Raw genomic sequence first — 22,846 nt, 5'->3', positions numbered from 1 at the left:
GGGCTTTTTGTATATTAGAAGTTAATTGCTTAAGCTTCAAATGGAGTGACATAGACAAAAGACTTGTCATCTTTTGTTTTCTTAAAATGTACGGTTCCATCCACTTTAGCGTGTAATGTATGATCCTTTCCAGCATATACATTCTCGCCTGGCTTGTGAGCAGTTCCTCTTTGTCTCACGATGATATTTCCAGCAACAGCAGCCTGTCCACCAAAAATTTTAACGCCAAGACGTTTTGATTCTGATTCTCTTCCGTTTTTTGAACTTCCAACACCTTTCTTATGTGCCATGATGTTTAGTTTTTGTAATTATGTTACTTACTTAATAATTCGATCAATTCAGCTTTTTTCAAAGCAGAGTATCCTTCCAAGCCTCTTTCTTTGGCCATTTCTTTAAGCTCAGCCACAGTGTGCTTGCTCAAGTCGGTTGTTTCTTCTTTTTTAGCTTCTTTGGTTTCTTCTTTTTTCTTAGAAGCCGAAGTCGATTTTGAAGAACCTCCAGAAACAGAGATGTCTCCAATTTGGATTTCAGTAAGGTACTGGCGGTGACCATTTTTCTTACGGTATCCTTTTCTTCTTTTCTTTTTAAAGACAATAACCTTGTCTCCTTTCAGGTGCTTAACGACTTTTGCGCTAATGGAAGCACCATCTATAGCCGGGGCGCCTAGAGTAATGTTGTCTCCGTCTGCATGTAAAAGAACTTTGTCAAAAGATACATCCGTACCTTCTTCTTCTTTTAAACGGTGAACAAACACTTTCTGGTCTTTCGCAACTTTAAATTGCTGCCCTGCTATCTCTACAATTGCATACATAGTGTTTAGTTATTTAATTTTTACTAAATAGTTTGCAAATATAGTACTTTAAAAATAAAAGGGCAATTTAAATTTGAATGAAAATACTAAGCCTTCAAACTGCGTTTGAGCAGCTGCATGAAGGACAGGGTCAGGACGATGGTCGTGGCAAAACCGCCGAGTAAAACGGTGAAACTAAAGATTCCAACACCTACTGAATAGGATTTGGAAAAGGTTTCGGCGATTTTACTGATGAAATCGGGGTCGACTTCCGTCACATAGACCGCCATAAAAATGGTAAAGAGGATGGTAGCCAGAAAACCGGTCACTATTCCGGCCTGAAAGCCCTTTGTATACGTATAATCAGATTTTAATTCAATTCGCTTGTATCTTATGGCTTCATAGATGGCAAAACCGGTAATAACCCCATTAAATAAACTAAATAATGGGTTGGTATGCAGTCCGAATAAGGATAAAACCAAAAAGTATGCTATTAAAGAGGAAGCTAATGCTATTCCAAATCTTACTGAAAGTACAAATCGACTCATGGGTTAAATTTATTTGCTAATATATCAAAATTAAGAATGGATAAGAATTTTCAACATGAATTAATAAACTCTTAAGGATTTCAAAACTATAAAATGAACTCTAAATTTTTGTAACAAATTGTATAATTTGAGACTTACAGGATATAACCAAAAACAAAAAAAATGACTAAGACTATTATGTTATCTGTTTTTGTATTTTTTATCACGCTGGCACAGGCCCAGAAGGTGGAATTTACAGAATATGACTTGGACAATGGTTTGCATGTGATCCTGCATCAGGATAACACGGCACCTGTTGTAATCACCTCTGTTATGTATAACGTAGGTGGAAAGGACGGCCCTAGAGATCGTACCGGCTTCGCTCACTTTTTTGAACATTTGTTATTTGAAGGCTCAGAAAATATAGGAAGAGGTGAGTTCATGAAAATAATTCCTGCCAACGGAGGTACGTTTAATGCCAATACGTCCCAGGACAGGACCTATTATTATGAAATCTTCCCGTCCAATAAGCTGGAACTGGGACTATGGTTGGAGTCCGAGCGCATGCTGCATCCAGTAATTGATGAACAGGGAGTAGAGACTCAAAATGAGGTCGTAAAAGAAGAAAAGCGACAAAGCTATGATAGACCTTATGGTAAATTTTTAGAGGTTGTAGGCGAAAATCTTTTCACAGTGCACCCCTATAAGGATACGAATATTGGAGAAATGGAGCACTTAGATGCGGCGACTTTGGAAGAATTTAATGCATATTTCAACAAATATTATGGTCCAAACAATGCTGTACTCATCGTTGCCGGAGACATAGACAAAGCTGAAACTATGAAAATGGTTGAAGATTACTTTGGGCCGGTTAAGCCACGTCCTGAAGTGGTGAGAGATTTTCCTGAAGAAGAGCCTATAACCTCTACTAAACGGGTGAAAGCTTACGATGCAAATATCCAGATTCCTGCCATCATCGCCGCCTATAGATTACCTGGACAGGCCACCCGTGATGCTTTCGTATTAGACATGATTTCAACCTATTTAAGCGGTGGAAAGAGTTCTGTTTTGTACAAAAAATTAGTTGATGAACAAAAGATGGCTTTACAAGCTCAGGCGATCAACCTGGGTCAGGTAGATTATAATATTTTTGCTTTGTTAGCGCTGCCCTTAGGCGATGTTTCTTTGGACACTCTGTTAGCAGAAATTGATGAAGAGATTCTTAAAATGCAGAATGAATTGATCTCTGAAAGAGACTATCAGAAATTATTGAACCAATTTGAAAGCAGATTCGTAAGTTCTAACTCTAGTGTTGCAGGGATAGCCAGTTCTTTGGCTACCTACTACTTGTTATATGAGGATGTGGATCTGATCAACACTCAGTTGGAGCTTTACCGATCTATAACAAGAGAGGAAATTAGAGACGTTGCTAAGAAGTATTTAAGCCCTAATCAAAGGGTAGAAATCGAGTATTTACCAAAAAAAGAAGATAACTAAGATGAAAACAATAAACATAAAATTAGTCGCTTTTATAGGTGTTGCTTTGATTGCATTTGGAGTCAACGCTCAAATAGATAGATCTCAGATGCCTGAAGCTGGCCCTGAACCCAAAATCAATCTTGAAAAGCCAAAGGAATTTAAATTAAAGAACGGAATCACCGTTATGGTGGTTGAAAATAATAAGTTACCTCGCGTTTCTTATCAGTTGAGTATAGACAACTTGCCTTACAAGGAAGGAGATAAAGCAGGTGTTGCAAGTTTATTATCTGCAATGCTCGGTAATGGAACCACTTCGATTTCCAAAGATGATTTCAACGAAGAAGTTGACTTTTTAGGAGCTAGCATAAGCTTTGGTTCTAGTGGAGCCTTTGGAAGTGGATTGGTGAAATACTCTGATCGTATTGTCGAGCTTATGGCAGATGCTACCATTAATCCGTTATTGGTAGAACAGGAATTTGAAAAAGAGAAAGAGAAGCTGATCGAAAATTTAAAGTCAAGCGAAAAAAGCTTAGATGCAGTTTCAGGAAGAGTTGTTAGCGCTTTAGCTTATGGCAAGGATCATGTTTATGGAGAGTATTTAACAGAAGAAACGGTTAACAATGTTACTTTTCAAGATGTAAAAGATCTTTATAAGGTGCGTTTTGCTCCCAACGATGCTTATATTGTTGTTGTAGGCGATATTGATCCAAAGGCCGCGAAAAAACAAATAAAAAAGTTTTTTGGGGATTGGGAAAAACAGGATTTACCAAACATATCTGAACCAAAATTGACAGAGAATGTATCGACTACTCAAATTAATTTTATCGATATGCCAAACGCCTCTCAAACGGACATTACAGTAACAAATAATGTGGACTTGAAGCAGAACGACGAAGATTATTTTGCTGCATTGATGGCAAATAACATTCTTGGAGGAGGCGGTGAAGGCTACCTGTTCAAAAATCTTCGTGAGGACAAAGGCTATACGTATGGTGCTTATTCAAGTTTAGGGTCAAACCGATATGGTGTCTCTAGATTTAATGCTTCCGCTAAGGTAAGAAATGCCGTAGCAGATAGTGCGGTGGTTGAGTTCGTTAAAGAAATAAAACGGATTAGAACAGAGCCCGTTGATGCGCAAACTTTAGAAAACGCTAAAGCTAAGTATGTTGGAAACTTTGTAATGGCATTAGAGCGTCCTCAAACCATTGCAAACTATGCGCTTAGCATAAAGCTCAATAATTTACCACAGGATTTTTATGAAAATTATCTTGACAATATCAATAAGGTGTCTGCTGAGGATGTTAAAGCCGTTTCTCAAAAGTACTTTAAGATTGATAATGCAAGAATAATCATGGTGGGTAAAGGAAGTGAGGTTGTAGATAATCTTGATAGATTGAATCTTCCTGTAAATTATTTTGATCAATATGCGAATCCTATTGACAAGCCTGAGTTCAAAAAAGAACTTCCGGAAGGGGTTACAGTAGCAACCGTGTATGAGGATTATATCTCTGCTGTAGGTGGAGAAGAGGCAGTGTCTAAAGTCAATTCCATGATGATGAAAGGGAATGCAAGCCTTCAGGGCAGGACTTTATCGTTTACAAGTAAAGCGGCTAAAGGCGGAAAATCTCTCACTATGATTGAAATGAATGGGATGACACTTAGCAAACAGGTTTTTGATGGTGAAAAAGGCTATGCTGCTGGCCAGGGTCAAAGAATGGACTTAAACGAGCAACAAATAAAAGATACCAAAGCGAGTTCCGGTCTCTTTCCTGAATTGAGTGTCTCAGAAAACGCAGAACTTACGGGGATTGAGCCAGTTAATGGTGAAGATGCTTATGTTGTTAAGCTTACAGACAATGTTAGAGAATTCTACAGTGTAGATTCTGGTTTGAAGCTGGCTACGGAAACTACGGCAGAACAGATGGGGCAAAAAATGGTATCCACCATTTCATACCTGGATTATACAGATAAAAACGGAATTTTGATTCCAATGACCTTAAGTCAAAGTTTTGGTCCACAAAGCGTTGATATTAAAATAGAAGAAGTTAAATTTAACGAAGGCGTTGCCGATGCCGATTTCGAATAAGGTTTAGTGTTTATGATTCTTAAATCCCGCTGAAAGGCGGGATTTTTTTGTTTTAGGAAAAAAAACAGTCAGTACCCGGTTTTTTTTTGAATAATTCATCATTTAGAAAAACTTGAATAAGCGTATTATTGCAGACGTACAGTCTAAACAAAACAAAATGCGCTTCAAAGATTTACCCTCGCTTTTAGTATTGGTTTTGCTCATGATTCAATGTAAAAACCCTAGTGCATCAGACCAGCAGACGGCGGTCATGTTTGCGACCTTCAACGTCAGTATGGAATCTGAAAATTATCTAGGCCGGTATGCCGATGGGGTGTCTTCTCAGGTGCTAATTGATAAACTGGCCAGTGGAAGCAGCCCACATATTAAAAACATTGCCAAACTCATACAGACCCAAAGACCGGATGTAATTCTCCTCAATGAATTTGACTATATCGAAAATCCTGAACAGGGCATAGAGCAATTCATCAAGGCTTATCTTAAGGTGTCTCAGGGAGAAGCACAAGCGATCGACTATCCTTATTATTACTATGCTGCCCCCAATACGGGCATAGAAACGCCGTTCGATCTTAACGGAGATCGTAAATTTGAAGGCAGTGCCAACGATGCCTTTGGTTATGGGCGGTATCCCGGGCATTATGGGATGGTACTGCTATCGAAATACCCCATCGACAAAACGAACATTCGCACTTTTCAGCAATTCAAGTGGAAGGATATGCCAGATTATTTAGAAACCAAAACTGCTGACGGTAATAACTTTTATAGCGATGAAGCCTGGGAGGCCTTCAGGCTGTCTTCCAAATCCCACTGGGATGTGCCCGTCATAGTCGGTGAGAAAACCATACATGTCCTTGTCAGCCATCCTACTCCGCCAGGTTTTGACGGGGAGGAAGATAGAAATGGCAAAAGGAATCACGATGAAATCAGATTCTGGAAAGACTATATCGATAAAAACCAGGGCGCTTATATCTATGATGATAAGGGCGAAACCGGTTCCCTGGGATCAGAGACCTTCGTCATTATGGGAGATTTGAACGCTTCCCCGGATGAAGGTAACGCCAGGACCGAAGGCATCAGCGATTTATTGAATCACCCCCGGGTGAATAATGAGTTTACGCCTTCCAGCAAAGGCGGTGAATCCTTAAGCCCTGATAATCCCTACGGAAAATACCACACTGCTTCATGGAAACTGAGAGCAGATTATGTGCTGCCTTCCACAGATTTAAACGTGGTCGATCATGGGGTATTCTGGCCGGTAGAAGGCGAAGCTTTGCATGAGTTGATGCTGGATAGAGCATCCAGCTCCGACCACAGACTGGTTTGGGTTGAAGTCAAGCTCGAAGACTAAGGGTTTACTTCAACACCTTCACCGCTTTTACGATGACACTTTCTATACTGGTTTTACTCGATATAAAAATGCGTTCTGTGTAGAGCTTTGCTTGTCTCGCAGTGGTTTCTCCAATGCAAATCAGTTGGGATGCTGAATTGGGGTTTCCTTCAAAAAAGCTGTCCACTCCGGAAGGGCTGAAGCACAGCACGGCATCGAATGTCCGGTTGAAGGATTTAGGCGTTTTGAGGGTTTCGTAAACGAAAATCTCTGTGAGACTCACTTTTGCTTTTTCAAGAGCTTCAGAAAGTTCAGGCCTTCGCTGCCGACTTCCAAAAAAGGTAAAAGCCTGGTCAGGATAGCTTTCGATGATGGCTTCAGCTAAGGCCTTCCCTTGTTCAGCGATGAGTTCGACGTCAAACCCCAGGGATTTCAATTTTAAAGCGGTGTTTTCACCCACACAATAGCACGTTTTGATTTTGAAATTTTGGATTAACTCAACCGTTGTCTGACTGGTGATAATGGCATTTGGGTAAGATGCTTCGGATACAGATGCCGGCAGTTCTAAGGCTTGTGTCTGTATAAAATTGTATTCGGTAAGACTGAGGTCTGCGTTGAGTAGCAGGTTTTTCTGAGCGGGCGAAAGCTGTTTTGTAGAAAGGACTGAAGGCATTTTATAGTATTTTCCGCAGTTCTTTCATCAGTCGATCACCACCCTGACTCAAAACCAGTTCAGCGCAGCGTTTCCCAAAACCTTCTGCCTGACTTAAAGCGGCGGATTCTTCGATGACGTAGCTTTCGGTTCCGTCCAGACCAAACAATCCAGCTTTTAATTTTAGTTCATCCCCTTCAATAGTCGCCAGGGCTCCAATAGGAGCAGTGCAGCCCCCTTCCAGAGTTTTGAGGAACTCTCGCTCAACTTTTACAGCCAAAGCGGTCTCAGCGTGGTTAATAGGGCTTAAAGCGGTTTTGCAGACGGAATTAGAATCCAGGGTGACCACCAGCATAGCGCCCTGGGCAGCCGCAGGAATCATCCAGTCGAGTTCGATGTGGTTGTCCGGCTTTAAATCGATGCGCTCAAGTCCCGCTGCCGCAAAAATGGCTCCGGCCCAGTCGCTGTCCTCCAGCTTTTGCAGACGCGTATTGACGTTTCCTCGCAAGTTGACGACCTCATGATTTGGATATTTGCGCAGCCACTGGGCTTTGCGTCTTAAGCTTCCCGTGGCAATGGTTCGTTTTGAAGAAAAATCCTCCAATCCTTTATGAATAAGGATATCACTTGTGTTGGCTCTTGGTAAAACAGCCGCCTGCACAACGCCTACCGGTAAGGCTGTAGGCACGTCTTTCATGGAATGCACGGCAATATCAATTTCTCCTTTGATAAGGGCCACATCCAGGGTTTTGGTAAAAATGCCGGTGATGCCCATTTCGTAAAGCGGTTGCTCCAGGTTGAGGTCTCCGGTAGATTTGACGGGTTTGAGAATGGGAGTATAGCCTTCACGTTCCAGGAGTGATTTTACCTTATGAGCCTGCCATAAGGCCAGTTCACTATCACGAGTCCCTATCCGTATAGTTTTTGACATAAGTAAGTATGATTATAGGCGTGTAAAATTTAGGCTAGTCGGATTCCGTTTCCAATTCAAACACCTTTTTAAGCAAAGCAATGCTGTCTTCCGTAGAACCGTTGGCGCTTCTTAAGTGGCTTGCAAAACTTCTTGTGATTTTATGAATCACGCGATCACTGATAAGTTCGGCCTGCTCCTTATCAAATTGACTGTTCTTTTTGCTTTGATAATCCAATTCTTCATCCTGGAAGATTTTGAATTTTTCTTTCAGGGCTTTGATAGTTGGAGCGAATTTCCGGGTGTCCAGCCACTCATCAAATTCTATTTTTACATCTTCAATGATGGCTTCTGCATCAGGGATAAAAGCTCTTCTTTTAGATAGTGTTTCATCGGTAAGCTGAGATAAATGATCCAGGTGAAGCAGCTTCACATTGGTCATGCCTTCCACATCTTCAGCTACATTTTTAGGAATAGAAAGGTCCAGAACTAAAAGCTCTTTTTTCGGATAAATCAGTTCTTTGGTGATGGTTGGGGTTTGAGCACCCGTGGCAACAATCAAAATGTCCGTAGAACGGATTTCCGACTGTAATTCTGAAAAATCCTTGACGATCAAATTGAATTTACCAGCGATTTCTTCAGCCTTATCTTTGGTTCTGTTGATGAGCGTGATGTTTTTGTTGCTGGTATGCTTCACCAGGTTCTCACAGGTGTTTCGCCCAATTTTTCCAGTGCCAAACAAGAGTATTTTCTTATCTGAAACATGAGTGGTGTGGTCTAAAATATATTGGACAGACGCAAAGGAAACCGAGGTTGCTCCTGAAGAAATTTTAGTTTCATTTTTGATTCTGCGGCTGGCCTGTATCACTGAATTGACCAGTCTTTCCATGAAATGATTGATCATTCCCTTTTTCTTGGATAAAGTGAAGGCCGATTTGATCTGACTTATAATTTCAAAATCACCAAGAATCTGGCTGTCCAGTCCGCCTCCCACACGAAACATATGATTGATAGCCACTTCGTTTTCCAGAATATACCCGCTTTCCAAAAAGGTGGTCTGGTCTCCGATGCTAAATTCACAAAGCAAATCGATCAATACCTCTGCCTCGTCAGCAAAGGCGTAAATTTCAGTTCTGTTGCAGGTTGAAGAAGTCACCACAGAAGTAAGGCCAATAGATTTAGCCTTGTCTAGCAAAGCTTTTCTCTGGTCTATATTTAGGTTGAATTTACCTCTAGTCTCCGCATCTGCTTTTTGATAGCTTATGCCTATGACGTAAAAGTTTTTATGTTTAGAGACGTTGTATTTCTGCATTCTTTGATTCCAAAAAATATGGAGTACAAAACTAGAATATAAGCAGAGTTAAAAATAACGCTATAAGTTCCTTTTTTGTCGTTTGGCGTATTTTTAATTGAAATCTGATAAATATCAGCTTAATTAAGTATTTTTGTAGTAATGATAACCAATTAGAGCTAGTTTAATTAGAAACGTTCTAAATAATAAACGACTACCAATGGCCTTAATGTCAGATAAAAATATCGCTAGAGGTTCGGAGCAGCTTATAGAGATTGAAGAGGGTATATCTATCCTGTCCGTGAAGAATGATTCGGACTATGAAGAGTGTATCACTCACCAGATCAGTGCAGATTTCATTCAATTCCATTTCTGCGTGAAAGGGGAGATTAAATTCAATTTTAATGAAGGCAGGTATGCTCTAAATATTAAGGAAGATTCCTCGTTACTGCTTTATAATCCGGAGCGGGATTTACCGCTTAATCTTGAATCCTCTTCCAATTCCTGGTCGGTATCCATTTTGATATCCATCAAAAAACTGCATACGTTATTTTCTGCCGAGGCCAATTACATCGATTTCCTGACCGAGGACAATCGCGATAAAAAATTCTATAAGGAAGTCATGGTTTCACCGGCTATGGCTGTGATTTTAAGTCAGATTTTGAACTTCAACCTTCACCCTTCCGTCAGGAAAATTTACCTGAAAGGCAAAGTGTATGAGCTGATAGGGCTTTATTTCAATCGGCCTGCAGAGGCAGACATTGAACAATGTCCATTTTTGGATGACGAAGACAATGTGAAGAAAATCAAGCTGGCAAAAAGTATCATTCTCCAGCGAATGACAGAGCCCCCAACCTTGCAGGAACTTGCCGATGAGGTAGGTTTGAGCCTGAAAAAGCTGAAAGAAGGCTTCAAGGAAATTTACGGGGATACGGTGTTCTCCTTTCTTTTCGATTATAAAATGGATTATGCCAGGAAACTCCTGGAAAAAGGGCAGCACAATGTGAATGAAGTGGGTTTAAGTATCGGTTACAGTACAGCCAGCCATTTTATCGCCGCGTTTAAAAAGAAATTTGGGACAACCCCGAAGAAGTATGTCCAGGGGTGATTTTGAATAAGAGTTTAACTGAGGAATGGCTTTGGAAGATATGATCTCATCCTCCTATTTAAAATCAATCTTTAGAATTGGGTTTCACGCAAAACTCTCAAAGAACTAACGCAAAGATAAGCTAAGTCATTCATCAATTAAAAAATGACAGTTCCAAAGGCTTAAATGCCTAAGCTAAAATTTCTGTTGCAAATCTTTAGTTTAGAATAATCACCCGTTTGTTGGTGATTTCAAATCCGGAAAGGACGTCCCGGCAAAACCAGTAACCCTGTAAGTCCACAAAGTAAGTTTCTACAACAATGCCCTTTAACTCTTTTAGGCTTCCTTTCAGCAGAAAGTATATCGGGGGTGAGGTATAAAGAGGCAATTCTGTCTGAGGTCGGGTGTTGATTAAGATATTATAGGATTTGAACCGGTGAATTAAAGTGTCTTTTGGCTCAATACGTATATGCTTCAGGGTTTTATCACCGACGAGCGTGTCTTTGACCTTGTCCAGTTGGAACTGACTTTTCGCTTTTTGAATGGATCCGGTAACACTCCAAACGCCTTGCCTAAATCCCATGACAACCGTATTTGCTGCCAAGAATTCGGGTTTCAAAAACTGATTAAAGGCGGTATATTTTCCGTAATTGAACAAATCCACATACGCGATTTCACTTTCAGAATTATTGAAATTCATAAAAGAGGCAGGGTTTGCATTATTCGCATAAAAGACCTTATCCTGAATCACAGTCCCGATAGGATGCTGGCAGGCCTGATGTTCAAAATAATGAATCCGGTTGTAAAATAGTTTGTCCTGACTGTACAGGTTCTCGCTCAGCGCGATAAGAAGAACAAGATATAAAATGAGTTTAAGTTTCATAGGCTTTTATTTTACGGAAACGAATTTAGAATCCTTAGCGTAAAATCGCCAGGGCAATTCTGCATCTTCGTCCGCATAATCTATACCAATTCTTTTGGTTTCAACAATAGTATTAATTTTTTGACCAGCATCCTTTATCCAAATGTCATCTCCGGTCACACTCAGCTGGTTATGAGACCGGGTAATGCCTAAAGCTTTGGTCACATTTCCCGGACCTGAAGTCAGGGATTTGTCAAGCTTTAACTTTCCTCGCCGTTCCTGCATGATGTCGATACCCTGCGTAGGCTGGATGGCTCTTATCAATATGGCATCTGCATTTCCCTGGGTATTGGTCACGATATTGAAGAGGTTGTGAATACCGTAGCACAAGTAAACATAAGCAATTCCTCCGGATTCGTACATCACTTTGGTACGCTCGGTAAACCTTCCCAGGTGGGCGTGGCAGGCTTTGTCTCCGCGGCCTGCGTAGGCTTCCGTTTCGGTGATGATGCCGGAAGTGATGACGCCGTCTATATGGGTGGTCAATTGTTTTCCAATCAAATCCCTGGCAAGAAAAACGACATCGGGATTCTCAAAATAACTTTTTGAAAGTGCTTGCGGCATAGATTAGATTTTCGATTTAAAATAACTAAATTTAATGCTCAAATACGGACTTCCTATGAAAACTTTAATGTTCTGTTTTATAATCACAACCGCTATGGCACAAGATGTTACGATATACGATTTCGAACCTAACCAAAACCTCAATGACTGGGATATTGTAAATGATGGTGTGATGGGTGGGTTGTCTCAGAGTTCAATTCATCTTAACGATGACGGAAATGCGGTTTTCACCGGAAAAATTTCGCTGGAAAACAACGGAGGCTTTGCTTCTGTAAGACATCAAACCACGATTAAACATGTCCAGGATTACACCCATGTGAATCTTCGGGTAAAAGGAAAGCCATCCACCTATCAATTCAGAATCAAAAAAAGTGGGGAAGAAGAAGTTGCTTCGTATGTCCAGGAATTTGAGGTTACTTCGGAATGGAAAACAATTCAGTTAAAACTATCCGCTTTCTCTCCGAGATATAGAGGAAGAACTTTAAATTTGCCCGACTTTGAGGCTGACGTAATTCGGGAAGTCGCTTTCCTGATAGGAAATAAGAAAGCAGAAGAATTTCAATTGGAAATCGATAAGGTGTACTTAACCAAATAAAAAATTATGAACGAAGCAGATAAAAAATTTGTTGACAACTGGGAGAAAATCAAAAGTCAGGGCAAAGCCAAATACATCATCAAACACGGCTTTGGTTTTGGAATTTTGATTTTTGCAGTCAATTTAGTAATCAATTACTGGGACAAATGGGGACAGCTGAGCAATACGGACTTTTTTGTACAGCTGGCCATTTCCATTGTGGTGGGTGGCGGAATTTACGGCATCTTTTCCTGGACCTTAAACGACTTTATTTACCGTAAGAAACTCAAGGATAAGTAGGAGCCTCCTAACCTTTAACTGTTGGCTGTTGACATTTTGACCTTCATACTTCATACTTTGTACCTTTTACTTTTTGTTCTCACTCAGGAATCATGGCTTTCAAATCTTCCAGAGTATTGGCATCTGCAATTTTTTTATCCTGTCGCCAGCGCAGGATTCTGGGGAAGCGCGTGGCGATGCCGCTTTTGTGACGTTTGGATTCGGCGATACCTTCGAAGGCGATTTCGAAAACCTGTTCGTGCTCCACACTTCTTACAGGACCAAAACGCTCGACGGTGTTTTTTTTGATCCAGGCATCTATTGTTTTAAACTCCTTATCTGTCAGTCCGGAATAGGCCTTCGCGAAAGTGACCAGCTCGGTTTTATCGGCATTCCACAGCGCAAAGGTATAATCTGTAAACAGGTTACTCCTTCGGCCATGTCCGCGCATGGCATAGGTAAGCACCGCATCGATGCTAAACGGATCTGACTTCCATTTCCACCAGTCTCCTTTTTTACGGCCCACACCATAGCTGGAATTGGCCCGTTTGATCATAAGTCCTTCAGACTTGATCTCTCTAGCTTTTTCACGTTCTCGGGCCATGTCTTCCCAGGATGAAAAACGCATGGTTTCCGACAGATGGAAGGGCTTTATTTTTGAAGAATACTCAGCGAAAAGGCCATCCAGAAGTTCTCTTCGTTTGTCAAAGGGGGTCGAGCGAATATCTTCTCCCTGGTATTCCAGGATATCGTAAGCCTTCAGGATCACCGGTAATTTTTTCAGAAGCGCTTTGCTTATATTTTTGCGACCGATTCGGGTTTGCAGGTCCTTAAAATCGCCGATACCCTCATTTGGATAGGGCAAAATCTCCCCGTCCAAAACGGTTCCATCGGGGAGAACTTCTGTAAACGCTTCAAATTCCGGATATTTATCGGTGACCAGTTCTTCGCCACGACTCCACACAAACAGTTGTCCTTTTCGCACAATCAGCTGCGAGCGTATACCGTCCCATTTGTGTTCCGCAATCCAGTCGGCAGGATTGCCGAGTTCTGACGCCTCCTCTTCGATGGCATAAGCGAGATAAAAGGGATACGGCTTGGACAGGTAATCGGCTTCATTTTCTTCCAGGATCAATTCAGAATAAGAAATTTTGCCGGGATTCCAGTTTCCCATGAGTTTGAAGGCCAGTATATCCTCATCGATGCCGGTGGCTTTGGAAAGCGCCCGGGTCATTAATTTCTGACTTACCCCTATGCGAAAGCCTCCGGTAATCAATTTGGTAAATACGAAGCGTTCGTAATAATTGAGCTGACTCCAGTTCTCGATGAGGTATTGTTTTTTCTCCTCTTCTGATTTTGATTTGAGCTGAATGATTTCCTGCAGATACTGGCTTAAGCTTTTTTCGGTCGCTTTGACTTTCTCTGGAACCACCAAAGCAATGGTTTCAGCCAAATCACCAACGATGTGATACGATTCTTCAAAAAGCCATAAAGGGATATCGGCCAGTTCGGAAGCATAATCTCTTATTAAGTTACTGTTCACCGGTCTTGGCGGACGTCTGTGAGACAAAATCGCGATGGTCCAGACTTTATCAGCATCGGAAGCTTTCAGGAAATAAGCGCTCAAGGCCTCAACCTTTCTATTGGTCTTGTTGGTGCTGTCTATGGTCTTTACCAATTGAGCAAAATCCTTCATACCTCTTTAGTCTTTCGCCAGGCTTTTTTCTGACCTTAAAAGTCTGTTGATGTAAGGATCGTTTTCGTTGGAAATCTTTTCAGCGAGGTCACTTCCAAAGAGTTGTTTTGCCATGGTAGCTTCCAGATGTTTTTTTAAGTAATAACTGCTGCTCCCAAAGTTGTAATTCAGGTCATAATCGCCAAGATAGCGCGTAAACCTATCCAGGACGGCTTCCGTAATAAGCCTTCTTTCCAAAAATTCACTTTCAGAAAGCGCGTTGTAAAATGCCCGGTCTTCGTCCAGCAGATTAAAAATAAACCGATCCATCACTCCACCCTCATACATGAATTTAATATCCTGTATATCCTGTGATGCGTTTCGGGATACAAAAATATCGGGAATGATGCCGCCTCCACCGTACACAACCTTGCCTTTCGGTGTTTCATACCGCAGGGAATCGTCGGTGGTAATGCTGTCTTTGCTTAAGAGTTCACCGTTGGTATAGCGCTCCATGTAGCTGGAGTAGTAGGCTTCGGTATTTCCTTGTTCATAAGGGCGTTGTATGGAACGACCCGTTGGGGTGTAATACCTGGCCACCGTCAGTCTGACAGCACTTCCATCTCCAAGATTCATTTCTCGCTGTACAAGTCCTTTTCCAAAAGACCGCCGGCCTATAATGGTTCCTCTGTCGTTATCCTGAATTGCTCCGGCGACAATCTCACTGGCTGAAGCGGACTTTTCATCGATAAACACGTAAAGGTTCTGGTCTTCGTAACTTCCAAAGTCTGTGGCGTAGGTCTCCTTTAAGTCGCCATTCTTGTTTTTGGTAAACAGAAGCAGTTTCCCATCGGCGATAAATTCATCTAAAATGAGTGTAGCCTGTTTTAAAAAGCCCCCGCCATTATTTCTCAGATCCAGTATGACACTTTTCATCTCCGGAGTGGCAAATTCCTCCAACTTGGCTTTAAACTCAGAATAGGTGGATTCAGCAAACCGGTTGATTTTGACATATCCCAAAGTGTCATTTAGCATATAGCCGGCATCTACACTTTTCAAAGGGACAAGGCCCCGGTTGATTTCAAAATTCATCAAATCGTTTTCACCCAGGCGTTTTACTTTTAGATTCACCTTGGAATTTGCAGGACCTTTTAAGAGTTCAGTTATAGAATCACTGCTCATATTGTTCCCGAATAAAGGAATGGCATCGGCATATAAAATCCGATCTCCAGCTTCCAATCCCGCCTGTTCGCCCGGCCCCTTTTCTAAAGTTCTGATGACGGCGATCGTATCCTTGATGGTATAAAAACTTATGCCGATACCCACAAAATCTCCCCGCATATTATCCTGAACATAGTCATATTCCTGCTTAGAGATGTAAGCGGAATGTGGGTCTAAATTTTCAAGAATGGAGGTGACTGTAAGATCTACAATACTATCGGTATTGACTTCATCGACATACTCTTTATCGATAAAACTGATAAGTCTGTTGAGTTTTTGGCGCTTGGGAGAAGAACCGGAAAATGAATTGTCCTGGAAATTAAGCAGATTTCCAAGCAATATTCCGCCTACAAATACGACTGTAATAAACAGCGGCAGGATTATTTTCGTGTTCTTATTCATTCCTCAAGATCTTCAATATGTACTAATTCTACTCCGGCTTTTTTCAAAAACTCCAAACCCGAATTATCCTTGTAGGCCTGCTGATAGACTACACGAATGATGCCAGCCTGATGTATGAGCTTGCTGCATTCTTTACAGGGGGACAAAGCGATGTAAAGCGTTGCGTTTTTGGAGGACTGCGTGGAAGCGGATACTTTCAGAATAGCATTGGCTTCGGCATGAAGCACATACCATTTGGTCGTATCTTCATCATCCTCGCAGGCATTGTCAAATCCGGTAGGAGTGCCGTTATAGCCATCGGAGATGATCATCCGGTCTTTAACGATAATGGCACCGACCTGCTTGCGTTTGCAATGGGATAGTTTCCCCCATTCCCTGGCAATGCGCAGGTAGGCTTTATCAAATTTCAGTTGTTTTTCTGTCGTCATCTGTAAAATTAATTCGAATATAAAACTTATGCTTCTTTACAAGCGTTAAGAAGCTGCCTAAATTTACTTAATCTCTATAGCATTGATTTTTAGAACCTTTAAAAAATCCAGTTGTCTATAAGAATAGGAATGGTCATTCCCAGAACCACGGAAGAAATGACGAGTACCCAGTCTCTTTTGGAAAATCTAAAAAGATTTTGAATGATAAAGCCTAAAAGCAGCACTATAAAAACTACCAAAATTTGAGCTAACTCTATACCGAGGGCAAACTCTACCAGCATAAGTAAAATGTTATCCGCCCCTTTAGCCATCATATTGAAGTGGATTGAAAATCCGAAGCCATGCACCAGCCCAAAGAAGAACGTGACAAAATACAGAAGATTGAATTTGACGTTTCTACGGGCTTTCCCCACGGTGAACATATTATAAATGGCGGTGAAAATAATACTTGCCGGAATCAGGAACTCAATGACATCACTGTTCACTCTCAATATATCGTAAGCTGAAAGCGCCAGAGATAAAATGTGACCAATGGTAAAAAGTGTGACTAACCAAATGACCTCTTTGCTCTTTTGAAACGAATACGATGCGACTAAAGCCGTAAGGAAAAGCACGTGATCATAAGCCTTCCAGTCCAAAACGTGTTCGAATCCCATTTTGAGGTATAGCCAAAAATCATTCATTTAGTAAGAATTAGGTTTAGTTGATAAAATTAAATAAAAATCGCTTCTGAAACAGACTCAAAACCCCTAATCCTAAAAATAGTTTAATTTAAGGTTTTACACGTCTGAAATTTGTTTATTTTTGTAAGCTCTGGGGGATTAGCTCAGTTGGCTAGAGCGCCACGCTGGCAGCGTGGAGGCCATCGGTTCGAATCCGATATTCTCCACTTTATTCTAAAACCACTTCTTTACGGAGTGGTTTTTTTGATTGTGGAACGAGGCCCTCGGTTCTCCCGATGCTTCGGGACGATATTCTCCACTTTATTCAAAAACCACTTCTTTACGGAGTGTTTTTTTGATTGTGGAATGAGGCCATCGGGTCTCCCGATGCTTCGGGACGATATTCTCCACTTTATTCAAAAACCACTTCTTTACGGAGTGTTTTTTTGATTGTGGAATGAGGCCATCGGGTCTCCCGATGCTTCGGGACGATATTCTCCACTTTATTCTAAAACCACTTTTTTACGGAGTGGTTTTTTTGATTGTGGAATGAGGCCATCGGTTCTCCCGATGCTTCGGGACGATATTCTCCACTTTATTCAAAAACCACTTCTTTACGGAGTGATTTTTTGATTGTGGAATGAGGCCATCGGGTCTCCCGATGCTTCGGGACGATATTCTCCACTTTCTTCTAAAACCACTTCTTTACGGAGTGGTTTTTTTGATTGTGGAACGAGACCATCGGTTCTCCCGATGCATCGGGACGATAGTCTCCACTTTATTCTAAAACCACTTCTTTACGGAGTGGTTTTTTTTGATTGTGGAACGAGACCATCGGTTCTCCCGATGCTTCGGGACGATATTCTCCACTTTATTCTAAAACCACTTCTTTACGGAGTGGTTTTTTTATTTACTTTAAGGTAACTTTTGACGACTCCTCTAAAGTATCAGGCTTTAAAAACTGAAGATGGTCATCTACAAATTTACCTACAGATAAGCCCTGCTTTTCCCCTTCGTAAATGGCAGATTCGTAATGGATGCCACCGTAAAACCTGCTTATAATAGCCTCTTTAGCAGCAGATTTAAAAGAGGCGAAGGTTCTGGAAGGCAGTCCATAAGGCAGTTCTGTAGTGTCTACAAATTCAAAATCCTTTCCAAAAATGGAAGTTAAAACCTCGGCGGAAGCACTCGAAACCACAGAATGTCCACTTGTGTATTCCGGAAATGGAGGCGTTTGTAAGATAGGTAACCAGTCAGGATCTATATAGGTGTTGATCAGTGTTTCCGGCCTGACCAAATTACTGCGGTATTTTTCATCCCAACAGCTTATAAAAGCATCGGCAATGGCGATAGAGGCCTTTGTCTGTGCGTACACAGTTTTAGAAAAATCGGCGTCGATTTTTTCACTGGCAATCTTGCAAATCCCAATCCAATGTGCCCCGGGGGTTATCTTTTTCTCGGCAAACATGAAGTGCCCCTTATTGACGGAAACAAAGGGGTTACAATCCCAAAAGCGAGCGATTGCAATTTCTTCGCTGTCGTTTCCTTTTTCTCTGATGACTTTGTTGATGTTATATACAGACATGAGTTCTTTGTGAAATTCAGAACCGGGCTGCATTGAAAATTCAGGAGGTCTGGCGGGTTTAAACTGTGAGGCAGAGTCTAATGTAAACGGTCTTAATTTATTCCAGTGTGGCTCAATGCCCTTCATATAGGCGGGAGGAGTAGGCTGCCAAACCGACGGATCCTCAGAATATATGTTGTATTCTGGCATGGTACGGGTTTCGCTGTAACCATCTTTATTCATCCAGGTAATGATCTGCTCGGAAATTTCTAAACCATAGCTTTTGGCGGTTTCAAATTCTTCGGGATTTAGGTCTTCCCATACGTTGTAAAGACTATCCCGATAACTGGTCATGATGTCTTTGGAAAAAACCAGTTCTTTTGAAACATTGAAATGAGCAATCAAAGCTGCAAGCTTAAGGTTGATTTTATCTTTATCAGCATTGACTTTGAGCGGTGCCAGTCCATTCAATTGAGCAGCAAGCGAGACATAATTTTCGCTGTCCTGATTGAGGGTTTCGTAAGCTGCTATATTGGGGTAGACATAAATTCTACTGGCTACAGGTGGCGAAAAGATATCATGCACCATTATGTCTGTAAGCTTATCAATAGCCTCATGGTAATCTTGTCTTTCTATGCGTATTGCCTTATCCTCTTCCTGACAGGAAGACAAACAACAAAGGACAAGTAAAAATATAAGTAAGAATTTTAATCTCATGGTATTGCTTAATGTCAAATCATTATGGGTTTAATAGGAATAGGTTTTCAACTCGCCATCATTGAAAACAACGATGAGCAACCTGAACGCTTTCATTTTTAAATGCTTAATGTCTTTAACCTGTTTATTGAAAGGTTCTATACCAAATTCTGAAACCCAGTCATAGGTGTTTTTATCTTCTGCCAAAAGCCCCTTTAAAGCAGTGTAGGCCCCGTGATAGGTATTCACTCTCAAAGAGTTGCCTCCTACCATCAGCTGATTTTTAGCATTGACTTGTAATTCTGAAAAGCTGGATATAGGAGCCAGTTGAAAGTCGCTTTCAAAGGGGATAAACCGATTGAATTCGCCATTCTCATTTAATAAATAGCCTGAAGCCAGGGTTTCGACTTCATAAAGTTCAGCTTCACTTAAAGAACCACGCGTCATGACTTCTTCAATGTTTTTTCCCGCCATACTCTCGTGGTCAAGGAAGCGTTTACTCATCACATTCATTTGTGACGCCAGTTCATCTTTGGTGTTTAAGGGGTAATATTCACCGTCATTATTGTAGGCTATAATACTCTCCTCTACTCCGTTTCTGTCAAAATCGGAATGATACATCCTCAAAGGCCCGTCAAAATTGAGATTGAATTTGGTGTTTAATCCCCAGTTGCCAAATAAAATATCTTCATCTCCATCTTTATCTATGTCAAAAAAATCAACAGTTTGCCATAAACCAGTCAGCTCGTCTGGAAGTTGCATTTCTCTCAATTCGCCGTCATTATTTAGGAAGATATGGGGATGATCCCATTCCGTTGTAATCACTAGATCTTTGGTTCCATCTGCATTGACATCATGCCATTTTGCATCTGTTACTTTAGACGATAACTGAAAGTCTTTATCCTTTTCAAACTGTCCTTCCCCGTCATTTTTCAGGATATAAGAGTCTGGCATTTCACCAAAATTCCCCAGTTGAGAATAATTTCCAACGAATAAATCCTGGTCTCCATCACCATCATAATCGCAGGCGATTACGGTTGAGGTAATAAAATAATCTTCAGGAACCCGTCCCTCTGATTTGGTAAAGTTTCCATCAGCATTGATGTATAAACGGTCTGTTTTGAAGCGGGGATTTGTATGGGCTCCCGAGGTGACATACAAGTCCAGATCCCCGTCATTGTCCACATCCACCCATACGGCAGAATTATCTTCAAAATCCATATCTTCAGTAAATGCAGGCTGTTCTGACTTTTCAAAATCCGAACCATTATTCATGAAAAGCTGTGCGGGCTGACCTGCGGCATTTCCTATAAACACATCTTCAAAACCGTTCTTATCGATATCAGCAACGGCAATGGCAGGACCTAGTGTAGATACTTTGTAGGGGATAAGTTTTTCCTCGGCAAAATCGTTATAATTATCCTCTTTATGAGTGAAATTGATAAGGTCTACCTTTTGAAAGGGCGCATTTTTTTCTGGATGCTCGGCATAGTCATAGATCTGTCCGCCTTCCTGGTAATTTATAGTGAGTGTGGTGTTGATTTCAGGCTGGATTATCACCTGGTATTTATGATTTGGCCAGATGACCTGCACAGAATCCACTTTTGTCATTTTGCCAAGACCAAAATATAATTTGGCTTCCACAGAAGATAAAAAGCCTCTGGATTTGAACAACTGTTTGAGTTGAGCCTTACCATTGGTATAGACCATGGCTTTTGTGCCAATACCTTCACTATTACCTGCTTTATAATCTAGTTTTAGATTGAGATAATTCGCTTTCGTATTGGTCGAGTTTTCAAAAATTGAAGCGACCTGGTTGAAATTGTTTGTTACTAAATCCAGATCCCCGTCAAGGTCTAAATCAACATAAACAGCACCGTTGGAAAGTTGAGGTTCGTTTTTGATCCAGTTTCCAGTCTGACTTTTAAAGGTCTCAGAATTACCCTCAAAAATTTCATTGGCGACATTCCCGCCTGGCATCTTGTCTATGGAATTATATAACCACTTTAAACCCTCGTTTTCGCTTCTTCCCTTGAAAGCACTTGACACATATTTTTTAAAATCCAGACTGTTAGGCCTGCGTAAGATACCGTTTGAGACAAATAAATCCTGATGCGTATCGTTGTTATAATCGGCAAAAAGAGGAGCCCAGCTCCAGTCTGTATCAGCTACTTCATTAAGCAGTGCCGTCTCTATGAAATAGTTTCCTTTCTGATTGATTTGAAGCATATTCCTGGAGAACTGATCTTTATAGCCTAACGTTTTAAGGTGCGCCTGCATATTGAACATGGCGTCATCGCCTTCCGTTTCCTTTAAAAGCCGCTCTTCTTTAGGGAGCATATCCAGGGTCATCAGATCTTGAAAACCGTCGGCATTGATGTCGGCTGCATCACTTCCCATAGAAAATCTGCTAATGGTTGTGAAAGCTTCATCAAGGCTCTCGTCAAAGGTTCCGTCCTGATTATTGATATAGTAATAATCATCTTCATGAAAATCGTTACACACGTATATATCGTCCCAGCCGTCGTTATTGAAATCGGCAATCGTAGCACTCAGTCCATACCCGTTTACACCGCCAAAGATGTTGGCAGACTCGCTCACGTCGGTGAACTTTCCACCGTCATTTCTCATTAAAACGTCGCCTACATTTGGGGCTCTTTCGTTTCTTAATTCTGCTCTGCCATGCGATAAATTGGTGTGGACGGCATGATTAACAATGTAAACGTCTAAATCGCCGTCTTTGTCATAATCAAAAAAATAGGATTGCGTAGAATAACCTTTAAAATCAAGCCCGTAGGATTTTGCATCTTCTGTAAACGTGCCATCTCCATTATTGATAAAAAGCTCATTGTGCCCGGTAAAGTCAAGTAAGCCTGATACTGCGCAAACGTAGATATCGAGCAGGCCATCGTCGTTTATATCCACCATGCTTACGCCTGTATTCCAGCTGGCATTTCCCTTAATATTGGCCTGTTCTGAGACGTCTTCAAATCTTAGATTTCCCTTGTTGAGATAGAGTTTATTCTCACCCGTGTTGGCTACAAAAAATAAATCTGGCAAATCATCGCCATTTACATCCCCCGTGGCCACACCACCGCCATTGTAGTAATAAATATAATTTATAATGCTGTGCTCAGCATCTTCTGTGACCCTATTAATGAAATCGACCTGGCTTTTCTCCTGAGAAACTTCTTTAAATAAAAAGTTTTCGTTATTGCTGCAGCTCCCAAACAGGATGGTGGAGAAAAACAGGATAAGGTTGAATTTTATTCTTGTAGTAATTTTCATTAGGGGCAAAATTATGAAAAATTGTTTTAAAACGAGGGGTTAAATATAAGATTATAAAATACTTAAAAAGAAAGTAAAGCCCTTTATCTGTTGATAAAAATTAAAGAAAATATAACTAAAAAGCCTTAGAATTGAGCTGTTTTCAAAGTGGCTTATCTTATTTTGGTTATCGGGTTCTGAAAATTTGATGCCTGCAGTACTGAAAAAACTTTGATGAGCCCGTGAGAACCTATGACTAAGAAGGCTTACTTTACATTTCCAATTTAGACTAAAGGCGACCAGGATCGACCTGAGTTTTAGGAGTTAAAAAACATCCCGTTGAACAAACAAACCGATTAAAATCTGAGGCGATTCACTTTCAGTAAAATATCTCAATTTTTCTCCTGTTATCAACCGAATTTCTAAGCTAAAAAACCCTAAAA

At 41.0% G+C, this 22,846-nt stretch carries 20 protein-coding genes and 1 tRNA gene; 7 read left to right on the top strand and 14 right to left on the bottom strand.

The window, feature by feature from the left end; genetic code table 11:
• Nucleotides 1-29: 29 nt before the first annotated feature.
• The 3 genes from rpmA to G3567_RS02040 all read right to left on the bottom strand — a co-directional run bounded on the left by rpmA (nucleotide 30) and on the right by G3567_RS02040 (nucleotide 1,338).
• Nucleotides 30-290 (bottom strand): 50S ribosomal protein L27, encoded by a 261-nt coding sequence (gene rpmA, locus G3567_RS02050; RefSeq protein ID WP_093369382.1) that lies wholly within the window; start codon nucleotides 288-290, stop codon nucleotides 30-32.
• A gap of 23 nt (nucleotides 291-313) precedes the next feature.
• Complete coding sequence (gene rplU, locus G3567_RS02045; protein WP_164003609.1) at nucleotides 314-811, bottom strand: 50S ribosomal protein L21; 498 nt, start codon at nucleotides 809-811, stop codon at nucleotides 314-316.
• An 86-nt stretch (nucleotides 812-897) separates the two neighbouring features.
• A complete protein-coding gene (locus G3567_RS02040; protein WP_164003607.1) occupies nucleotides 898-1,338 on the bottom strand; it encodes a DUF4199 domain-containing protein in 441 nt (146 codons plus the stop codon).
• 162 nt (nucleotides 1,339-1,500) lie between these two features.
• On the opposite strand from G3567_RS02040, the gene G3567_RS02035 reads away from it, so the two are divergent.
• From G3567_RS02035 to G3567_RS02025, 3 genes are all read left to right on the top strand, one after another.
• On the top strand, nucleotides 1,501-2,814 hold the full coding sequence (locus tag G3567_RS02035) for a M16 family metallopeptidase (protein ID WP_164003606.1): 1,314 nt from the start codon (nucleotides 1,501-1,503) through the stop codon (nucleotides 2,812-2,814).
• Between the two features lies 1 nt (nucleotide 2,815).
• Nucleotides 2,816-4,882, top strand: a complete 2,067-nt coding sequence (locus G3567_RS02030; RefSeq protein WP_164003604.1) for an insulinase family protein — start codon at nucleotides 2,816-2,818, stop codon at nucleotides 4,880-4,882.
• Between the two features lie 112 nt (nucleotides 4,883-4,994).
• On the top strand, nucleotides 4,995-6,230 hold the full coding sequence (locus G3567_RS02025) for an endonuclease/exonuclease/phosphatase family protein (protein WP_235923435.1): 1,236 nt from the start codon (nucleotides 4,995-4,997) through the stop codon (nucleotides 6,228-6,230).
• Nucleotides 6,231-6,234: 4 nt separating this feature from the next.
• Here G3567_RS02025 and G3567_RS02020 read toward each other — a convergent pair whose 3' ends face one another.
• From G3567_RS02020 to hemA, 3 genes are read right to left on the bottom strand one after another with little or no spacing between them, the layout of a single operon-like run.
• Complete coding sequence (locus G3567_RS02020; protein ID WP_164003602.1) at nucleotides 6,235-6,882, bottom strand: uroporphyrinogen-III synthase; 648 nt, start codon at nucleotides 6,880-6,882, stop codon at nucleotides 6,235-6,237.
• A 1-nt stretch (nucleotide 6,883) separates the two neighbouring features.
• On the bottom strand, nucleotides 6,884-7,792 hold the full coding sequence (gene hemC / locus G3567_RS02015) for a hydroxymethylbilane synthase (protein WP_164003600.1): 909 nt from the start codon (nucleotides 7,790-7,792) through the stop codon (nucleotides 6,884-6,886).
• Nucleotides 7,793-7,826: 34 nt separating this feature from the next.
• A complete protein-coding gene (gene hemA, locus G3567_RS02010; protein WP_164003598.1) occupies nucleotides 7,827-9,083 on the bottom strand; it encodes a glutamyl-tRNA reductase in 1,257 nt (418 codons plus the stop codon).
• A gap of 199 nt (nucleotides 9,084-9,282) precedes the next feature.
• On the opposite strand from hemA, the gene G3567_RS02005 reads away from it, so the two are divergent.
• The gene (locus G3567_RS02005; RefSeq protein ID WP_164003596.1) at nucleotides 9,283-10,170 is read left to right on the top strand and encodes an AraC family transcriptional regulator; all 888 of its coding nucleotides are present in this window, start codon (nucleotides 9,283-9,285) and stop codon (nucleotides 10,168-10,170) included.
• A 196-nt stretch (nucleotides 10,171-10,366) separates the two neighbouring features.
• On the opposite strand, the gene G3567_RS02000 is transcribed toward G3567_RS02005, so the two are convergent.
• Entirely contained in the window at nucleotides 10,367-11,032 is a 666-nt protein-coding gene (locus tag G3567_RS02000) for a hypothetical protein (protein ID WP_164003594.1), read from the bottom strand.
• A gap of 6 nt (nucleotides 11,033-11,038) precedes the next feature.
• Nucleotides 11,039-11,635 (bottom strand): DNA-3-methyladenine glycosylase, encoded by a 597-nt coding sequence (locus tag G3567_RS01995; protein WP_164003592.1) that lies wholly within the window; start codon nucleotides 11,633-11,635, stop codon nucleotides 11,039-11,041.
• A 94-nt stretch (nucleotides 11,636-11,729) separates the two neighbouring features.
• Between G3567_RS01995 and G3567_RS01990 the strand changes: the two genes are divergently transcribed.
• Complete coding sequence (locus G3567_RS01990) at nucleotides 11,730-12,230, top strand: CIA30 family protein (protein ID WP_164003590.1); 501 nt, start codon at nucleotides 11,730-11,732, stop codon at nucleotides 12,228-12,230.
• Nucleotides 12,231-12,236: 6 nt separating this feature from the next.
• The gene (locus tag G3567_RS01985; protein WP_164003588.1) at nucleotides 12,237-12,509 is read left to right on the top strand and encodes a hypothetical protein; all 273 of its coding nucleotides are present in this window, start codon (nucleotides 12,237-12,239) and stop codon (nucleotides 12,507-12,509) included.
• A gap of 79 nt (nucleotides 12,510-12,588) precedes the next feature.
• Here G3567_RS01985 and G3567_RS01980 read toward each other — a convergent pair whose 3' ends face one another.
• From G3567_RS01980 to G3567_RS01965, 4 genes are all read right to left on the bottom strand, one after another.
• Nucleotides 12,589-14,184: an ATP-dependent DNA ligase gene (locus tag G3567_RS01980; protein ID WP_164003586.1), complete on the bottom strand. Its 1,596-nt coding sequence runs from the start codon at nucleotides 14,182-14,184 to the stop codon at nucleotides 12,589-12,591.
• A 6-nt stretch (nucleotides 14,185-14,190) separates the two neighbouring features.
• Nucleotides 14,191-15,786, bottom strand: a complete 1,596-nt coding sequence (locus G3567_RS01975) for a S41 family peptidase (RefSeq protein WP_164003584.1) — start codon at nucleotides 15,784-15,786, stop codon at nucleotides 14,191-14,193.
• Nucleotides 15,783-16,214 carry a deoxycytidylate deaminase gene (locus tag G3567_RS01970; RefSeq protein ID WP_164003582.1) on the bottom strand — a complete coding sequence of 144 codons (432 nt, stop codon included), beginning with the start codon at nucleotides 16,212-16,214 and terminating at the stop codon, nucleotides 15,783-15,785. Before G3567_RS01970 ends, G3567_RS01975 begins: the two co-directional genes overlap by 4 nt.
• A 98-nt stretch (nucleotides 16,215-16,312) precedes the next feature.
• Nucleotides 16,313-16,897: a HupE/UreJ family protein gene (locus G3567_RS01965; protein WP_164003580.1), complete on the bottom strand. Its 585-nt coding sequence runs from the start codon at nucleotides 16,895-16,897 to the stop codon at nucleotides 16,313-16,315.
• A 132-nt stretch (nucleotides 16,898-17,029) separates the two neighbouring features.
• Between G3567_RS01965 and G3567_RS01960 the strand changes: the two genes are divergently transcribed.
• Nucleotides 17,030-17,103 (top strand) — tRNA-Ala (locus G3567_RS01960).
• Nucleotides 17,104-17,786: 683 nt separating this feature from the next.
• Here G3567_RS01960 and G3567_RS01955 read toward each other — a convergent pair.
• Together G3567_RS01955 and G3567_RS01950 are read right to left on the bottom strand one after the other, a co-directional pair.
• On the bottom strand, nucleotides 17,787-19,157 hold the full coding sequence (locus G3567_RS01955; RefSeq protein ID WP_164003579.1) for a vanadium-dependent haloperoxidase: 1,371 nt from the start codon (nucleotides 19,155-19,157) through the stop codon (nucleotides 17,787-17,789).
• 30 nt (nucleotides 19,158-19,187) lie between these two features.
• The gene (locus G3567_RS01950; protein ID WP_164003577.1) at nucleotides 19,188-22,424 is read right to left on the bottom strand and encodes a VCBS repeat-containing protein; all 3,237 of its coding nucleotides are present in this window, start codon (nucleotides 22,422-22,424) and stop codon (nucleotides 19,188-19,190) included.
• Nucleotides 22,425-22,846 lie beyond the last annotated feature (422 nt).

Source organism: Psychroflexus aurantiacus (assembly GCF_010820555.1).
Taxonomy (GTDB): Bacteria; Bacteroidota; Bacteroidia; order Flavobacteriales; family Flavobacteriaceae; genus Psychroflexus; species Psychroflexus aurantiacus.
This window is presented reverse-complemented; position numbering and strand designations above follow the sequence as displayed.

What these genes read in the sequence shown, in the direction of transcription:
- G3567_RS01950 (WP_164003577.1), bottom strand. Translation starts at nt 22,424, where the DNA reads ATGAAAATTACTACAAGAATAAAATTCAACCTTATCCTGTTTTTCTCC.
- G3567_RS02020 (WP_164003602.1), bottom strand. Translation starts at nt 6,882, where the DNA reads ATGCCTTCAGTCCTTTCTACAAAACAGCTTTCGCCCGCTCAGAAAAAC.
- G3567_RS01965 (WP_164003580.1), bottom strand. Translation starts at nt 16,897, where the DNA reads ATGAATGATTTTTGGCTATACCTCAAAATGGGATTCGAACACGTTTTG.
- G3567_RS01980 (WP_164003586.1), bottom strand. Translation starts at nt 14,184, where the DNA reads ATGAAGGATTTTGCTCAATTGGTAAAGACCATAGACAGCACCAACAAG.
- G3567_RS02000 (WP_164003594.1), bottom strand. Translation starts at nt 11,032, where the DNA reads ATGAAACTTAAACTCATTTTATATCTTGTTCTTCTTATCGCGCTGAGC.
- G3567_RS02005 (WP_164003596.1), top strand. Translation starts at nt 9,283, where the DNA reads ATGGCCTTAATGTCAGATAAAAATATCGCTAGAGGTTCGGAGCAGCTT.
- G3567_RS02040 (WP_164003607.1), bottom strand. Translation starts at nt 1,338, where the DNA reads ATGAGTCGATTTGTACTTTCAGTAAGATTTGGAATAGCATTAGCTTCC.
- G3567_RS01985 (WP_164003588.1), top strand. Translation starts at nt 12,237, where the DNA reads ATGAACGAAGCAGATAAAAAATTTGTTGACAACTGGGAGAAAATCAAA.
- G3567_RS01975 (WP_164003584.1), bottom strand. Translation starts at nt 15,786, where the DNA reads ATGAATAAGAACACGAAAATAATCCTGCCGCTGTTTATTACAGTCGTA.
- hemC (WP_164003600.1), bottom strand. Translation starts at nt 7,792, where the DNA reads ATGTCAAAAACTATACGGATAGGGACTCGTGATAGTGAACTGGCCTTA.
- G3567_RS02035 (WP_164003606.1), top strand. Translation starts at nt 1,501, where the DNA reads ATGACTAAGACTATTATGTTATCTGTTTTTGTATTTTTTATCACGCTG.
- G3567_RS01990 (WP_164003590.1), top strand. Translation starts at nt 11,730, where the DNA reads ATGGCACAAGATGTTACGATATACGATTTCGAACCTAACCAAAACCTC.
- rpmA (WP_093369382.1), bottom strand. Translation starts at nt 290, where the DNA reads ATGGCACATAAGAAAGGTGTTGGAAGTTCAAAAAACGGAAGAGAATCA.
- G3567_RS01970 (WP_164003582.1), bottom strand. Translation starts at nt 16,214, where the DNA reads ATGACGACAGAAAAACAACTGAAATTTGATAAAGCCTACCTGCGCATT.
- hemA (WP_164003598.1), bottom strand. Translation starts at nt 9,083, where the DNA reads ATGCAGAAATACAACGTCTCTAAACATAAAAACTTTTACGTCATAGGC.
- rplU (WP_164003609.1), bottom strand. Translation starts at nt 811, where the DNA reads ATGTATGCAATTGTAGAGATAGCAGGGCAGCAATTTAAAGTTGCGAAA.
- G3567_RS01955 (WP_164003579.1), bottom strand. Translation starts at nt 19,157, where the DNA reads ATGAGATTAAAATTCTTACTTATATTTTTACTTGTCCTTTGTTGTTTG.
- G3567_RS01995 (WP_164003592.1), bottom strand. Translation starts at nt 11,635, where the DNA reads ATGCCGCAAGCACTTTCAAAAAGTTATTTTGAGAATCCCGATGTCGTT.
- G3567_RS02030 (WP_164003604.1), top strand. Translation starts at nt 2,816, where the DNA reads ATGAAAACAATAAACATAAAATTAGTCGCTTTTATAGGTGTTGCTTTG.